This window comes from Brucella sp. RRSP16 (assembly GCF_052246815.1).
Classification (GTDB): domain Bacteria; phylum Pseudomonadota; class Alphaproteobacteria; order Rhizobiales; family Rhizobiaceae; genus Brucella; species Brucella intermedia.
Window position 1 is genome coordinate 136286 of record NZ_JBQQAM010000006.1, and the last position, 15650, is coordinate 151935.

The window sequence follows — 15650 nt, forward strand, 5'->3', positions numbered from 1 at the left end:
AACGCGTTTTAATCACCTTACTGAGTTTCGAGTATGGGCGAGTTGAACATGCGTTTACAAATTTTGCAGCACACGTCTGAACGTCTCCTGCGGAATGTCGCGATCGTTCTGATTGCCGGTTTTGGTGCCGGGTGCAGTGCCGATACGATGCGCTTCACTGATGGTATCAGTACGGGCTCTACGTCCAGTCAGCGTGTCGCACAGCAGCCGGCTGGCGATCTTTATGCATCCGCGGCTCCTGTAGCTCCCGCTTCCAGCGGGTCGGTCCAGCGCAATTCGCTGCCGCCGGTGACATCGGCGCCGATGGCCGCGCCTGTCGCGGCAGCGCGCCAGTCCGTTCAGGCTCCGGTTGCAGCGGCATCCAATCACATCCAGAGTCAAGTCGGGCAGGCACAGGACATGGCCGCAAACCGTGTAAACAACACGGTCAACGCAGCCGAAACCAAGGTTGCCAGCGCAGCCACTGCTACGCGCAATACCGTGAACGGCGCGCAGGAAAAGGTTCTGGGCCAGCTTCCAGCAGCCCCGGCTGCACCCCGGCCGACGGATAACAATATCGCGGTCGTGCCGCAGGCGCCTGCCGTCAACGGCAAGAAGCCTTCGGCAACCGACATGGCCTCGGCGGGGGCAAATGCTACCACGCCGCCAGCGCCGAACGGCACCTATACTGTCAAGAGCGGCGATTCACTCTTCTCCATCGCGCAGAAGCACAATGTGCCTGTCGAGCAGTTGAAGAAGGCCAACGGACTGTCGAACGGCGCCATCCGCGTCGGTCAGGCTCTCGTAATTCCGTCTGCCGCAGCAGGCAACGCGACACAGGTCGCAGCTGTTTCGCAGCCGCCGGAAAACCCGGCCAAGGCTGCTGCTGCGCCAGCCGCCAATGCCGATGTCAAGCCTTACACGCCGCCGCAGGCGAGCAACAAGGTGATCGAGGATGCCGAAAAGGATCAGGCGGCAGCGCCTTCCTCAACCGGCATTTCCCAGATGCGCTGGCCAGTCCGTGGACGTATTCTGGCAAGCTTTGGCCAGCGTGACGGCACCTCGGTGAGCGACGGCATCGACATCATGGTTCCGGAAGGAACTTCGGTGAAGGCTGCCGAAAACGGCGTCGTCATTTATGCCGGTGACGGCCTCAAGGAGTTCGGCCAGACGGTTCTGATCCGCCACGACAACGGCCTTGTTACCGTTTACGGCCACAACAGCCAGATACTGGTTCAGCGCGGGCAGAAAGTCCGTCGCGGCGAAGAAGTTGCAAAGTCGGGCATGAGCGGCAACGCGAAATCTCCGAAGCTGCACTTCGAGGTGCGCAAGAACTCCGCTCCGGTCAATCCGAGCAAATATCTGGAATCCTGATCGAGAAGACGGTTCTTGGAGCGCGATGACAGTTCAACTTGAGAACATCCCGCTTTAAAAACCACCGAGTTAAAAAAGAAGGCGGGCCCCAAGGCCCGCCTTTCTTGTCATGGGGGTATCGTGGTTTCACATCGCTATGCCGAGGCGACCCGCCAGATCCTGTATATATTGCCATGCAACCCGGCCCGAGCGGTTTCCGCGGGTGGTAGACCATTCCAGCGCTTCGGCGTGCATCTTGTCGGGATCGTAAGCCAGCTTGAAATAGGCCGCATAGCCATCGACCATGGCGAGATAATCGTCCTGGCTGCATTTATGGAAACCGAGCCAGAGACCGAAGCGGTCTGAGAGGGAAACCTTTTCCTCAATGGCTTCCGAAGGGTTGATCGCCGTCGAGCGCTCATTGTCGATCATGTCGCGCGGCATCAGGTGGCGCCGGTTCGAGGTGGCATAGAAGATCACATTGGCTGGACGACCTTCCACGCCGCCTTCGAGAGCCGCCTTGAGCGACTTGTAAGACGTATCGTCGTGATCGAAGGAGAGGTCGTCGCAGAACAGGATGAAGCGATAGTCCGTGTCCTTGATGAGATTCATCAAGGTAGGAAGGCTATCAATATCCTCGCGGTGGATTTCGATCAGCTTGAGCGGTACCCGCTCCGGCATTTCGGCGTTGACGCTTGCCTGCGCAGCCTTGACGAGCGAGGATTTGCCCATGCCGCGCGCGCCCCAGAGCAGCACATTGTTGGCCGGGAAACCTTTTGCAAAGCGCCGGGTATTGTCCACCAGCTGGTCACGCACCAAATCTACGCCACGGATCAGCGCGATATCCACTCGGTTGACACGCTTGACCGGATCAAGGGTTAGTCGTTCCGGTGCCCAGACAAAGCAGTCTGCGGCATTGAGATCGGGTGTTTTGGCTTCCGGCGGCGCAATGCGTTCCAGAGTGGCGATCAAACGGTCCAGTTTCTGGCTGAGTATGTCTTCGGTCGTCATTTCTTGTCCCTGATGATAGGAATATGGACTTAACATGCCACAGCGGAGGCGAAAAGTGTGCGACCTTGGCACAGGCGGGGTCATCGCCGGTTGCATTTGGCGCGCTAACCATTGTAATGCCGATAATAATTTGTCTTCGAGACTTCAGAGGAGTTCCTAATGTTCGTAACACCGGCTTTCGCTCAGGCATCCGGCGGCGCTGCTGGGCCAGACATGCTCATGAGCATTCTGCCGTTCATCCTGATCTTCGTGATCATGTACTTCCTCATCATCCGCCCGCAGCGGACCCAGATGAAGAAGCGTCAGGAAATGCTGTCTCAGGTTCGTCGCGGCGATACCGTTGTCACCGGCGGCGGCATTGTCGGCAAGGTTCAGAAGGTCGTTGATGACAACGAACTCGAAGTCGAAATTGCTGAAGGCGTTCGCATCCGCGTCATGCGCAGCACCCTGATGGATGTTCGCGTGAAGGGCGAACCTGTCGCCGACAACAAGAACAAGTAATTCTTTTACGACAAGCAGGCCCCGGTAAGATTTCCATAACCGGGGCCTGTGCATTATTCGGCAAGCGCCAGAACGTGCGCGCCACGACGCCGGAGAGCGGTTCGCAACAGGTGAACTCCGGCCTGCTCTATCCAAGCTGATACGGAATTGCTGCTCTATGCTCTATTTTTCACGCTGGAAATCTGCCCTGATCTGGCTCGCGGTTCTCGTGAGCTTCATCATCGCTTCCCCCAACTTTTTCTCGCGTGAAACGCTGGCCAAACTGCCAGGCTTCCTGCCAAAGCAGCAGATCGCCCTCGGGCTGGATCTCTCCGGCGGCTCGCGCCTGGTCCTGCAAGTGCAGAATCCGGGACGAGGGGAGCTTGAGCTCACGGCGAACATCATGCGCCAGCGCCTCGAGGAACTGGGATATGGCAAGCCCTTCGTCGAAGCGGAAAACCGCAATCAGATCCGGGTCGAAGTTCCTGGCGTCTACGACGCGCAGCTTCTGAAAGACATTCTCAGCGTTCGGGGCAATTTCTCTTTCCGCGCCGTCGACAGCACCATGGGGCCGGATGACGCCATTCGTGGAACGCCGCCCGCCGACAGTGAGGTCATCTACTCCTACGACGATCCGCCCGTCGGTTACCTCGTCAAGAAACAGCCGATCCTGACTGGCGCCAATGTGACCGACGCCAAGGCGACGCTCGCGGACGACGATACGGAACCGGTCATTACGCTGACGCTGGACGATGCGGGCCGAAAGAATCTCGCCGAAGCGACCTCGCAACTGGTTGGCGGAAGCTTTGCCATCGTTGTCGATAACCAGATCGTATCCGCGCCTGCCGTGGATGAAAAGCTCGACACGAATGAGCTGCAGATTTCCGGCGCTTTCGATCTTCAGGCGGCCAACAATATGGCGGTCGTGCTGCGTTCGGGCGCGCTCCCGCAGAACGTTACGGTTCTGGAAGAGCGCACGATTGCATCCGCTCTGGGCGAAGATTACGCCAGCGCCGCGGCATTGGCCGCTTTACTGGCCGCGCTGCTCGTCGGCCTGTTCATGGTCTTGTCCTACGGCATCCTTGGTGTGATCGCGATGATCGCGCTCGCCGTCAACATCATCATCCTTACAGCCATACTCTCGCTGATCGGCGCATCGATCAGCCTTGCAAGTATCGCCGGTCTGGTGCTGACCATAGGTCTGGCTGTTGACGCTCACATCCTCATTTATGAACGTGTGCGCGAAGATCGCCGCAAGGGCTATTCCGTCGTCCAGGCAATGGAATCCGGCTTTTATCGCGCTCTTTCAACCATCATCGATGCGAACCTTACCACGCTGATTGCGGCGCTCGTCCTGTTCCTGCTCGGCTCGGGAACAGTGCATGGTTTCGCGCTGACGGTCGCGGTCGGTATCGGCACGACGCTCTTCACCACGCTCACCTTCACGCGCCTGCTGATCGCCCAATGGGTGCGCACGGCAAAGCCGAAGGAAGTGCCGAAGCGTCGCCTGAAACTGGTCCCGACGGTAACGCACATTCCCTTCATGCGTCTCCAATTCGTCACGCTTGGCATTTCGGTCCTTGCCTGCGCGATTGTTGTCGCCTTGTTCGTCAATATCGGCTTCAACTACGGCATCGATTTCCGTGGCGGCTCGATGGTCGAACTGCAGGCGCGCAGCGGCGACGCCAATCTGGAAGATATCACGGAGCGGCTTACCGAGCTCAACATCGACAGCGCGCGTGTCCTGCCGGCAAAATCTCCGCGCTCAGCGCTCGTCATCATCGGCAGTCAGGAAGTCGGAGACGATGCAGAACAAACCGTCGCCGTGAAGCTGCGCGGCGAGTTCGAGCAGGATTATTCATTCCAGCGCGTCGAAGTCGTTGGGCCGACTGTTTCGGAACAGCTTTCCCGCGCTGGCATTCTGGCGGTTATTCTGTCGCTGATCGGCATCTTCATTTACGTGTGGGTCCGGTTCCGCTGGCAGCTTGCGCTTGGTGCGGTGCTGTCTACCCTGCACGACGTCATCATTCTGGCGGGCATGTTCATTGTGTTCCGCATGGAATTCAATCTGTGGAGCGTCGCGGCAATCCTGACCATCATCGGCTATTCGCTGAACGATACGGTGGTGATCTATGACCGCGTGCGCGAGAACCTGCGCGTCTATAAAAGCGCGCCGCTGCCTGCCATCATCGACGCCTCGATCAACCAGACGCTGTCGCGTACCTTGCTGACGTCCTTCGTGACATTCCTCGCGCATATCCCGCTTTATGCCTTTGGCGGCGCGGATATTCGCAGTTTCGCGCTGGCATTGAGCGTGGGTATTATAGTGGCGAGCTACTCGTCGATCTTCATCGCGGCTCCTTTGCTGGTCCAGTTCGGCCTCAAGCCGCGGGGGCCGAATGAGTCCAGCGATTCCATGGACGACGAACTGGCGCAATCGCTGAATTTGGAAAGCTGACAATGGCCCATGGGATAGAGATAAGAGAGGCTCATTTTCCGGGCCGCGCGCCCATTGATGCCTATGGCAATGGGGGCTTTCGCTTTGCGGAAATGTCACATCGCGGATCAATCCTGTGTCTGCCCTCTGGAATTCACGGCTGGGAACCTGCCACGCCGCCCTTGCTGGCTAAAGCCGATCTGGAAATGATCCTGGAACAGGCATCCGATATTGAAATCCTGCTGGTAGGCACGGGCATGGATCTGCGCCGGATTCCTGAAGACGTTCGCGCCATCTTGCGCGACCATCGCATTTCTTCCGATCCCATGAGCACCGGCGCTGCCGTTCGCACCTATAATGTGCTTCTGGCCGAAGATCGTGCGGTTGCGGCGGCGCTGATTGCTGTAGATTGATACCATGAAAGAGAATGAGGCACATTGCCTGGCATTGCTTCGCGAAGCTGACCGGGATCGCTACCTTTCGGTACTTTACGCGCCGGAAGACCGTCGCGGCGGTCTGGCTGCATTATACGCGTTCAATACCGAAATTGCGCGTATTCGCGAACTGGTCCACGAACCGCTCCCGGGTGAGGTGCGCCTGCAATGGTGGCGTGATCTGATCAACGGCGAGGCGAGGGGCAGCGCAGAAGCGCATCCCGTTGCCGCAGCCCTTATCGGAACAATCGACAAATATGAATTGCCGCGAGCAGCCTTCGACAATTACTGCGAAGCACGCATCTTTGATCTTTATGACGATCCGATGCCGAGCCGCAACGATCTGGAAGGTTATTGCGGGGAAACCGCGTCGGCGATCATCCAGCTGGCCGGTTTTATACTGGACCGGGATGCCGCGCAGGCACAGACCGAGACAACCGGCCATGCCGGCGTCGCGCAGGCCGTGACCGGTTTGCTTCGTCTCATGCCCATTCATCGGCGACGTGGGCAACTCTATGTCCCGGCGGATATGTTGCAGGCGGTGGGTGTGACCCGCGAGGTCTTCCTCGCCGGTGAAGACAAAGCGGCCACCGGACGCGTCATCAGCATCATGCTGGCCTTCGCGCGGGAGCATCTGGCGATTGTCGAGAAAAACAAGTCGCAACTGCCGAAGAGCCTTGCTCCGGCGTTTTTGCCTTTGGCGCTTGTCCCGGCCTATCTGCGAGCAATCGAGCGTCTTGGCACCGAGGCTGTGGAGAAAGTGGCGGACATTTCAGCTATTCGGAAACAATGGCTGATGTTCAGAGCCAGTTTCTAAGCATTCAAAAAGGAGAGGCTTCAGTCCATTCGAACTGAAGCCCATCGCAATATCACTCGGCCAACCCAAGCCATTGCCTACAATCAGCCAGAGCACGGGCGGAAAGCGCACGCTTCTTGGCAATTGTCTTTTCCTTGCCCCGCAGGCGCTTGCCTTCAGGCTTGGGAACATCGACAGGCGGAAACAGGCCGAAATTGACATTCATCGGCTGGAACGAACGTTTACCCGGTTCGTCATCCGCCACGATATGTCCGCTCGTAATATGCCCGAGCAGGGCACCGAATGCGGTGGTTCCAGGAGGCGGCGTCAGTGTCTGTCCAAGCTTTTCCGCAGCAGTGAAACGGCCTGCCAGCAAGCCGATCGCTGACGATTCCACATAGCCTTCGCAGCCCGTAACCTGACCGGCAAAGCGCAGTGTCTCGCGTGATTTCAGGCGAAGCGTAGCGTCGAGCAGCACGGGAGAATTCAGATAGGTGTTGCGGTGAAGGCCGCCGAGACGCGCAAATTCCGCATTCTCCAGACCCGGAATCATTTTGAAGATGCCGGTCTGCGAACCATATTTCAGCTTCGTCTGGAAGCCGACCATGTTGTAGAGCGTGCCCAGCGCATTGTCCTGGCGAAGCTGCACGACAGCATAGGGCTTAACCGTGGGATTATGCGCGTTGGTGAGGCCCATTGGCTTCATCGGGCCGTGGCGCAAGGTTTCCGGCCCGCGTTCGGCCATGACCTCGATCGGCAGGCAGCCATCGAAATAGGGTGTACCTTCCCACTCCTTGAAGTCGGTCTTGTCGCCTTCAACCAGTGCGGCGACGAAGGCCTCATACTGCTCCTTGTCCATGGGGCAGTTGATATAGTCCTTGCCGGTGCCGCCGGGGCCAACCTTGTCATAGCGGGACTGGAACCAGCACACATCCATATTGATCGAATCAAAATGGATGATCGGCGCAATGGCGTCGAAGAAGGCCAGAGCGTCCGCGCCGGTTTGCGCCTGAATGGCCTCCGCCAGCGAAGGCGCGGTCAGGGGGCCGGTGGCAACGATGGTCGTTCCCCATTCCGCCGGAGGCAGGCCGGTGACTTCTTCCCGAACAATGGTAATCAGCGGATGGGCTTCAAGCCTGGCCGTGACGGCCTGCGAAAAGCCTTCGCGGTCGACGGCCAGCGCACCGCCAGCCGGAACCTGATGTGCATCGGCACAAGCCATGATGAGCGAACCGGCGAGGCGCATCTCGGCATGGAGAACGCCGACGGCATTGGTTTCGGCATCATCCGAGCGGAAAGAATTGGAACAGACCAGCTCGGCAAGCTGCTCGGTCTTGTGGGCATCGGTGCCGCGCACCGGGCGCATTTCGTGCAGTATGACGGGCACGCCCGCCTGCGCGAGCTGCCATGCAGCTTCAGAACCGGCAAGGCCGCCGCCGACGACGTGAACGGGAGTAAGATCGGATGTGTTTGACATGGCCATTCCCATATCGCCTTTGCAGGGCGCCTTCAATGGAGAAGGCTGGCTAGGACGGGAAACGAGCCGCAAAAAGAAATGGCATCCGTCGCGGGAGGAGGAGCGACGGATGCCATTATGGTAAGACCGGTGTTGGGAGGAGGAGAACCGGTCTTGTTATCGCCAAACCTGGGAGGAGGATGGTTTGGCGATGAACCAAGTCTGGTGGGAGGAGGAGCCAGACTTGGAGAAATCCCTATCGGGAAAATTATGAGGCCCGTTGAATTAGCGAGCCTTGGTCTGGCGAGCCACGAACGGAATGTCCGCGCGGGAGATGCCAAGATCGTTCAGCTCACGGGTGGAGAGCTGGCTGAGTTCATTGACGGTGTCGCGGTAACGGCGCCAGTTGTTGTAAGAGCGAAGCAGGTTCATCGTGCTATTCCTTCATCGTTGAGGAACTGGAGTTCTGTTCAATTCATCTCGTTTGTTGCCCATGATATAAGCTATTGTTTTCGCAGGTTGCAGACCCGACTTTGCATAGCTGCCTTGCGGGCTCTGCACGTCACCCTAAATCGATTAGACTGGCCGGGCACAAAATTGCCGCAAAGCGATTTGATCCACTCTTTGCCGGCTGCGCGGTTTCCTATATGTTCTCAACCGCTTACGGTTGCGGCAGCAACAACTGACGGAATGAGCAGGAGCTAATTTGTCATTTTCCATTTCTGTTGAACGCCTGATAGAGCGGTGGCAGCGGGACGGCCTGATTGATGCGGAGACTGCATCGAAACTGAATGCCGACCTTGAAAAGCGAGCTTCGGTCTTCAGTCTCGGTTCCGTTCTGGCCACCCTTGGCGGGCTGCTCCTTGGTGCAGCCGTTATCATGCTCGTCGCCGCCAATTGGCAGGAAATGCCGCGTCTTATGCGCATCGGCCTCATATTTGTTCTTATATGGGCAAGCTATCTTGGTGGTGCGTGGCGGCAAGCGCGGGGTGACAAGCTGTTTCCGCCAGTATGCTATATTGTGGGCGCTGCATCCTTCGGAGCGGGGCTGGCGCTTGTAGGGCAAATGTATCATTTGTCCGGCGACATCCATTCCGCGGCAATCTACTGGTCTGTCGGTGTCCTGATTTCGGCCTTTCTTCTGCGCGCCCCGGTGCTGGCTGCATTTGGGGCAGCCGTCGCCTGCTTCTATCTTTCGACATATGTGTTCGACACGTCATCTTATGATGACTTGACCTATCGCTGGATCGGGCCGCTGCTATTGGCGTTCGGTGCCGCTGCGGCGTTATTCACGCGCTCGCGGCATGCGGCGCACCTGTGGGCGATGTTTTCCATAGGCTGGGCTTTGCTCATCTATGCCGAGCGCGAAAGCAATACCGTGCTAGTGCTTATGCTGATCGTGGGTATAGGCCTCATACTGGCCGACGGTTTTGCCCATACAACAATGCAGAGACTGACCCGCTTCGCTCATCCGCTCGCGGCCTATGGCCTGCTTCTGGCGCTGCTGTCGCTCGTCACGCTTCAGCTAAACCAGATGTTCTCCTATTCCAGCATTTCCGCAGGTCTGGACCGGGATATAGTATATAGCATCTTCATTCTGGCGCTTGCGATTGGAGCGATTGCGGTAGCCGGGCGGAACAATGGCGGGTTGCGCTCCATCGCCTATGCCGCATTTTCGATCCAGGTTCTCTATCTGGCTTTCGAGACGGTCGGCACGATGATCGGCACCTCCGGCTTCTTCCTGACTGCGGGCGTTCTGGTCCTGCTGCTGGCGGCATTCGTGCGGCGCATGGAGAACCGTTTCGGAAGGAAAAGCAGCGTGGAGGTGCATCCATGACCACCCGGTTCACATGGCTCTATGTGGGTGCGACCATAACCGCATTGCTGCAAACGGGCATTCTTTATGCTGCCATTGAAAAGCGCGCCTCGATCCTGCGCTCCGGCGCAGAAGTGACGCTCCAGACGGAGCCTTTCGACCCGCGTGATCTGATGCGCGGTGATTATGTCGTTCTTGGCTACGAGATTTCCAGCCTCGCGCGAAAGGAGATCGGCGGCACGCCTTCCGCCGGTTCGCGAGCCGTCTATGTGGCGGTAAAGCCCGACGCCAACGGCATAGCGCGGTTTTCACGCGCTTCATTCGCTCCTCTTTCGGACCTTGCTGCGGACGAAGTGCAGATTCGCGGAGAAGCCGCCTATTCCATATCCGATGATCCGCAATCGAATGTTCGTCTCAATTTCGGCATCGAACGATATTATGTACCTGAAGGGCAGGGAAGGGCGATCGAGGACAGCCAGCGAGAGCGTCGCATCACCGCCGTTATTGCCGTCGATCCGAAAGGCGCGCCGGTCATCAAAGCCCTGCAAGACGATGGAAGGCAGCTCTATCAGGAGCCGCTATATTGACCCTGACGGCACCTCCTTTTTGAAAAGGGTTGGCTGATGTCACAGGATCGCTATATAGAGGCGGAAAAGGGCAGCCAGATCGAACCCGGTAATTCTCTACGGGGAAGGTGGCTTTTTTTTTCCTTTGAACCGGGAAAATTGGATGATATAGAGACGCGCGCTTTCGAGGGGCGGTTCAATATCTGAGACGAATAATGGTGTGTTCTGAGGAATGCGCTTCGGTTCAGAAGCGGATGTGGCGAAATTGGTAGACGCACCAGATTTAGGTTCTGGCGGGAGACCGTGGGGGTTCGAGTCCCTCCATCCGCACCAACTGCCATAAGGCAAAAGAATTTCTCTCCCGCGACAAGGCAAGAAAGCCGGTGACGGCGGGACAATGACAAGAAGTGAAGGTTTGAACATGCAGGTTACCGAAACGCTCAATGAAGGGCTGAAGCGCGAGATCAAAGTCGTGGTTCCGGCCAAGGACCTCGAAGCCAAGCTCTCGGAGCGGCTCGAAACTGCGCGCGGTCGCGCCAAGATCAACGGCTTCCGTCCGGGCAAGGTTCCTGCAGGTCATCTGCGCAAGATGTACGGCAAGTCCTTCATGGCCGAGATCGTCAACGAAATCCTCAACGATTCGTCGCGCTCGATTCTCGCTGACCGTAACGAAAAGTCGGCTACCCAGCCTGAAGTCATCATGTCGGAAGACGAAAAAGAGGCCGAAAAGGTTCTCGACGGCAAGGCCGATTTCGTTTTCTCGCTGAACTACGAAGTTCTGCCGGCAATCGAAGTCAAGGACTTCTCCAAGATCGCCGTTACCCGTGAAGTCGTCGATATTTCCGATGAGGAAGTCGACGAGCAGGTCAAGCGCATCGCTTCTTCGACCCGCACCTTCGAAACCAAGAAGGGCAAGGCAGAAAACGAAGATCGCGTTACCATCGATTACCTCGGCAAGCTCGACGGCGAGCCGTTCGAAGGCGGCGCCGACAACGACGCACAGCTTGTTCTCGGTTCCGGCCAGTTCATTCCGGGCTTCGAAGAGCAGCTCGTTGGCCTCAAGGCTGGCGACGAGAAGGTCATCAACGTTACGTTCCCGGCTGAATACGGCGCCGCTCACCTGGCCGGCAAGGAAGCTACCTTTGACATCAAGGTCAAGGAAGTTGCCAAGCCGAACGAACTCGTTCTTGATGACGAAACCGCAAAGAAGCTCGGCATCGAATCGCTTGAGCGTCTGCGTCAGGTTGTTCGCGAACAGATCGAAAGCCAGTACGGCCAGATCACCCGCCAGAAGGTAAAGCGTCAGATTCTCGACGCACTGGACGGCGACTACCAGTTCGAAACGCCGCAGAAGCTTGTTGACGCTGAGTTCAACAACATCTGGCAGCAGATCAATTTCGACCTGCAGCAGGCTGGCCGCACGTTCGAAGACGAAGAAACCACCGAAGAAGCCGCTCGCGAAGAATATCGCAAGCTTGCTGAACGTCGCGTTCGTCTTGGCCTCGTTCTCTCCGAAATCGGCGAGAAGGCAGGCGTGGAAGTAACGGAAGAAGAACTGCAGCGCGCTGTTTACGACCAGGTTCGTCGCTATCCGGGCCAGGAAAAGGAAATCTACGAATTCCTGCGCAAGACGCCGGATGCCGTTGCCAACCTGCGCGCCCCGATCTTCGAAGAAAAGGTGGTCGACCATCTGCTCGCCAACATCAGCGTGACCGACAAGAAGGTTTCGAAGGAAGAGCTGACGGCTGAAGACGAAGATGCAGCTTCGGAAGCAAAGCCTGCCAAGAAGGCTGCCGCGAAGAAGAAGGCCACTCCGAAGAAGAAGGCCGACGAAGACAAGTCCGAAGAGGCTTAATTCTTCCTGGTTTGAATTATATGAAAGGCCGCGCACTGCGCGGCCTTTTCATTTCGAGTGCAATTCGCGGTCGAGGGTGTGACATGAATGGGCTGCCATATCTCCATCTGGAACTGACGATGCACGAAGAGCCATGCCAACCTGCATGGCCAGCAAATGTCAGCATAGCCGCGTTCTCTCACGAGTATGCACGCGCCACCCATCATTTGCTGGTTCGTGCCTATGCCGGTGGTGGCGGTTCGGTTGCCGGTTTCGACAACTGGTACAATGGGCTGATAACCGATAGCGAGTACGATCCCGAGCTGGCCGTTCTGGTTCTCGATCAGTCCCATCGGTCTGTCGCATTTGTGCAGTGCTGGAATAGTGCTTTCATAAAGGATCTGGTTGTCGATCCAGGCAGGCGGCGGGAAGGTTTGGGGGAAGCGCTTTTGGTTCATGTGCTTCGCCTTTTCTTCCGCCGTAGTCAGACAACGGTTAGTTTGAAAGTGGAGCGGAATAACCCTTCTGGCGCCGAAAAACTTTACAGGCGTCTAGGTTTTAGCGAAGTCCCGGCTGCGAAGCTGCAAACGAAAGCTTGAGCAAATCACGCTGAAGGGCAGAGAAGGCTTGCCAGTCTTCGCCGTTTGTTTTAGCCAAAGTCAGATAGAATTTTTGCTGCGCATTGCGTCGCACAGGAAGAGATAGACGAGTTACTATGACCCTTATTGATACGCGCACGCCAGAACCGAAACGCTTCATTTCCGGCGCCACGGGCGACTGGGAAGTCGTCATCGGCATGGAAGTCCATGCGCAGGTCACGTCAGAATCCAAGCTGTTTTCCGGGGCCTCCACTTCGTTTGGTGCGGAGCCTAATTCCAATGTTTCTCTGGTTGATGCGGCCATGCCGGGCATGTTGCCGGTCATCAATCTGGAATGCGTCAAGCAAGCGGTTCGCACGGGCATCGGGCTCAATGCCCAGATCAATCTGAAGTCGGTTTTCGATCGCAAGAACTATTTCTATCCGGATCTGCCGCAGGGCTATCAGATTTCACAGTTCAAGCAGCCGATCGTCGGCGAGGGCAAGATCATGATTTCGGTCGGCCCGGACAATAAGGGCCAGTTCGAAGACGTGGAAATCGGCATCGAGCGCCTGCATCTGGAGCAGGATGCGGGCAAGTCCATGCATGACCAGCATCCGACCATGTCCTATGTCGACCTGAACCGTTCAGGCGTGGCGCTGATGGAAATCGTGTCGAAGCCGGACCTGCGCTCGTCGGATGAAGCGCGCGCCTATCTCACCAAGCTGCGCACGATTGTCCGTTATCTTGGCACCTGCGACGGCAATATGGACGAAGGCTCGATGCGCGCGGACGTGAACGTTTCCGTTCGTCGTCCCGGTGGCGAATTCGGCACGCGCTGCGAAATCAAGAACGTCAACTCGATCCGTTTCGTCGGCCAGGCCATCGAATATGAAGCGCGCCGCCAGATAGCGATTCTTGAGGATGGCGGTTCCATCGATCAGGAAACACGCCTGTTCGATCCGGTTAAGGGTGAAACGCGTTCGATGCGCTCCAAGGAAGAAGCGCATGACTACCGCTATTTCCCCGATCCCGATCTGCTGCCGCTCGAGTTCGATCAGGCCTTCGTCGACGCGTTGGCCGCAGAACTGCCGGAATTGCCGGACGTCAAGAAGCAGCGCCTCGTGGAAACGCTGGGCATTTCCGTTTACGACGCCTCCATCCTCGTGACCGAGAAGGCGATTGCTGACTACTATGAAGCAGTTGCTGCGGGTCGCGACGGGAAGGCTGCTGCAAACTGGGTCATCAACGATCTTCTTGGCGCGCTGAACCGGGCGGGCAAGGACATCGAGGAATCGCCCATTACTCCTGATCAGCTCGGCGCGATCATCGATCTCATCAAGGAAGGCACGATTTCCGGCAAGATCGCGAAGGACCTTTTCGAGATCGTCTGGAATGAAGGCGGAGACCCGAAGAAGCTCGTTGAAGAACGCGGCATGAAGCAGGTCACGGATACCGGCGCCATCGAAAAGGCCGTCGACGACGTTATCGCCGCCAACCCGGAAAAGGTCGAGCAGGCGAAAGCCAAGCCGACACTGGCTGGCTGGTTCGTCGGTCAGGTCATGAAGGCAACGGGCGGCAAGGCCAACCCGCAATCCGTCAACGAACTGGTCAAGGCCAAGCTCGGGATCGAAGAGTAATGTGGGTCAGGAGCGCGACAGAAGCCGATCTCAAGGCAGTAAATGAGCTGCTCGTATCGACCTGGCACGCGACCTTCGATGATCTTCTCGGGCGGGAAATGGTGAAGGCCGTTACCGCCCAGTGGCACAGCATCGCCGTGCTGAAGGCCAATCTCAAGAAGCCTTACTCGGAGTTCATTGTTGCCGATAACGGCAATGGCGGCATCGACGGTATGGCTTTTGCCAGTCAGTCGGAAGAAGGCAAGGCTTCGCTGCATCAGCTTTATGTTCGCCCCGATGCACAGGTTCAGGGTATCGGGACGATGCTTCTCGCTGAAATCGAGATGGCTTTTCCCGGTGTCCGAACGATGAAGCTCGAAGTGATCGAGAGAAACACCAAAGCGGTGAATTTCTATGAGCGCAAGGGCTACAGCAAGGTCGGCCGTAATGAGGATTGGGGCGATCCCAATTGCAAGGAACCTGTGCTGGTGATGGAAAAGTCACTCGAAGGCTGGAGCATGTAAAGCGTGTCTCTCCAAAGCGGGAACCGTTTTGGGGATCAGGACATGCGGAAATATAAAAGCCTGGAGCGCGCAGCGCTTTGGCTCTTCATACTCTTGTGACAGCGGCAACTTGACCCTTGCCATGGCCGGACGATAGGGCCATAAGCAAGAAAACCCGGTGGTTCCGATCACCCGTGGCAATGATGGATCTGGAATAGGTCATGAAGAAATTTATTACGCAAGTTTTCACCTGGTGGAACGGTCAGACGCTCGGCACGCGGTTTCATACGTGGCGCAAGGGCGAGCGCGTCGGTGAGGACGAGTTCGGCAATATCTATTATCAGGGCGGCAAGGATTCCGAAGGCCGCACGCGCCGCTGGGTAATCTTCAATGGCTATGCGGAAGCAAGCGCTATTCCTCCCGGCTGGCACGGCTGGATGCATCATCGGGTCGATACGCCGCCGTCCAAGGAAGACTATCGTCCGCGCGAATGGCAGAAGCCGCATCTGCAGAACCTCACCGGTTCTCCGCTGGCTTATCGTCCGAAGGGCGCCATTGCCCGTCCGGGTGCGGAGCCTGCGGAACGTCCGCGCGTGACCGGCGAGTACGATGCCTGGACGCCGGGCAACTGATAATCTGTTTCGGTTCTTGTCCGGCGCGCTAATCCGCGCCGGATTTCTTATGTCCGCCTTTTGACGCCATCGCGAAAAGGCCTGAGGATAGATGGTTTGCTTCACGCCCCGGGCTGCATTGCGGCTTGCGACAGGGCAACGAATCGTCACAATTCA

Annotated in this window: 15 protein-coding genes and 1 tRNA gene; 13 read left to right on the forward strand and 3 right to left on the reverse strand. The window is 57.4% G+C overall.

The annotated features are described in order from the left end of the window. Positions 1–33: 33 nt before the first annotated feature. Positions 34–1353, forward strand: a complete 1320-nt coding sequence (dipM, locus tag ACS5UA_RS11375) for a cell division endopeptidase DipM (RefSeq protein WP_021585058.1) — start codon at positions 34–36, stop codon at positions 1351–1353. Positions 1354–1479: 126 nt separating this feature from the next. Here dipM and ACS5UA_RS11380 read toward each other — a convergent pair whose 3' ends face one another. Next, the gene (locus ACS5UA_RS11380) at positions 1480–2343 is read right to left on the reverse strand and encodes an ATP-binding protein (RefSeq protein ID WP_025091420.1); all 864 of its coding nucleotides are present in this window, start codon (positions 2341–2343) and stop codon (positions 1480–1482) included. Between the two features lie 159 nt (positions 2344–2502). Here ACS5UA_RS11380 and yajC point away from each other — a divergent pair, with 159 nt between their 5' ends. The 4 genes from yajC to ACS5UA_RS11400 all read left to right on the forward strand — a co-directional run bounded on the left by yajC (position 2503) and on the right by ACS5UA_RS11400 (position 6511). Beyond that, positions 2503–2844, forward strand: a complete 342-nt coding sequence (gene yajC, locus ACS5UA_RS11385; RefSeq protein WP_006466672.1) for a preprotein translocase subunit YajC — start codon at positions 2503–2505, stop codon at positions 2842–2844. Positions 2845–3001: 157 nt separating this feature from the next. Next, positions 3002–5281, forward strand: a complete 2280-nt coding sequence (gene secDF, locus ACS5UA_RS11390; RefSeq protein WP_006472113.1) for a protein translocase subunit SecDF — start codon at positions 3002–3004, stop codon at positions 5279–5281. A gap of 2 nt (positions 5282–5283) precedes the next feature. Continuing rightward, positions 5284–5673 (forward strand): Mth938-like domain-containing protein, encoded by a 390-nt coding sequence (locus ACS5UA_RS11395; RefSeq protein WP_006466673.1) that lies wholly within the window; start codon positions 5284–5286, stop codon positions 5671–5673. A gap of 4 nt (positions 5674–5677) precedes the next feature. After that, positions 5678–6511 carry a phytoene/squalene synthase family protein gene (locus ACS5UA_RS11400; RefSeq protein WP_241084360.1) on the forward strand — a complete coding sequence of 278 codons (834 nt, stop codon included), beginning with the start codon at positions 5678–5680 and terminating at the stop codon, positions 6509–6511. Positions 6512–6563: 52 nt separating this feature from the next. Here the strand turns inward: ACS5UA_RS11400 and trmFO are convergent, their stop codons facing one another. Together trmFO and ACS5UA_RS11410 are read right to left on the reverse strand one after the other, a co-directional pair. Then, positions 6564–7967 carry a methylenetetrahydrofolate--tRNA-(uracil(54)-C(5))-methyltransferase (FADH(2)-oxidizing) TrmFO gene (gene trmFO, locus ACS5UA_RS11405; protein WP_241084359.1) on the reverse strand — a complete coding sequence of 468 codons (1404 nt, stop codon included), beginning with the start codon at positions 7965–7967 and terminating at the stop codon, positions 6564–6566. Between the two features lie 264 nt (positions 7968–8231). Next, a complete protein-coding gene (locus ACS5UA_RS11410) occupies positions 8232–8378 on the reverse strand; it encodes a DUF1127 domain-containing protein (protein WP_006466676.1) in 147 nt (48 codons plus the stop codon). Between the two features lie 274 nt (positions 8379–8652). Between ACS5UA_RS11410 and ACS5UA_RS11415 the strand changes: the two genes are divergently transcribed. The 8 genes from ACS5UA_RS11415 (at position 8653) to ACS5UA_RS11450 (ending at position 15494) form a co-directional block, all read left to right on the forward strand. Next, positions 8653–9783 (forward strand): DUF2157 domain-containing protein, encoded by a 1131-nt coding sequence (locus ACS5UA_RS11415; RefSeq protein ID WP_241084358.1) that lies wholly within the window; start codon positions 8653–8655, stop codon positions 9781–9783. Next, the gene (locus ACS5UA_RS11420; RefSeq protein ID WP_253177133.1) at positions 9780–10349 is read left to right on the forward strand and encodes a GDYXXLXY domain-containing protein; all 570 of its coding nucleotides are present in this window, start codon (positions 9780–9782) and stop codon (positions 10347–10349) included. The genes ACS5UA_RS11415 and ACS5UA_RS11420 overlap by 4 nt, the downstream gene beginning before the upstream one ends. Positions 10350–10578: 229 nt before the next feature. Continuing rightward, a tRNA-Leu gene (locus ACS5UA_RS11425) sits at positions 10579–10661 on the forward strand. Between the two features lie 88 nt (positions 10662–10749). Continuing rightward, positions 10750–12183, forward strand: a complete 1434-nt coding sequence (gene tig / locus ACS5UA_RS11430; RefSeq protein WP_265974232.1) for a trigger factor — start codon at positions 10750–10752, stop codon at positions 12181–12183. An 83-nt stretch (positions 12184–12266) separates the two neighbouring features. Then, positions 12267–12761, forward strand: coding sequence for a GNAT family N-acetyltransferase (locus ACS5UA_RS11435; protein WP_443101316.1), 495 nt, complete (start codon positions 12267–12269; stop codon positions 12759–12761). Between the two features lie 116 nt (positions 12762–12877). Next, complete coding sequence (gatB, locus tag ACS5UA_RS11440; RefSeq protein ID WP_241084356.1) at positions 12878–14380, forward strand: Asp-tRNA(Asn)/Glu-tRNA(Gln) amidotransferase subunit GatB; 1503 nt, start codon at positions 12878–12880, stop codon at positions 14378–14380. Next, on the forward strand, positions 14380–14883 hold the full coding sequence (locus ACS5UA_RS11445; RefSeq protein WP_241084355.1) for a GNAT family N-acetyltransferase: 504 nt from the start codon (positions 14380–14382) through the stop codon (positions 14881–14883). The genes gatB and ACS5UA_RS11445 overlap by 1 nt, the downstream gene beginning before the upstream one ends. 200 nt (positions 14884–15083) lie before the next feature. Continuing rightward, the gene (locus ACS5UA_RS11450; RefSeq protein WP_006466683.1) at positions 15084–15494 is read left to right on the forward strand and encodes an NADH:ubiquinone oxidoreductase subunit NDUFA12; all 411 of its coding nucleotides are present in this window, start codon (positions 15084–15086) and stop codon (positions 15492–15494) included. Positions 15495–15650: the final 156 nt, after the last annotated feature.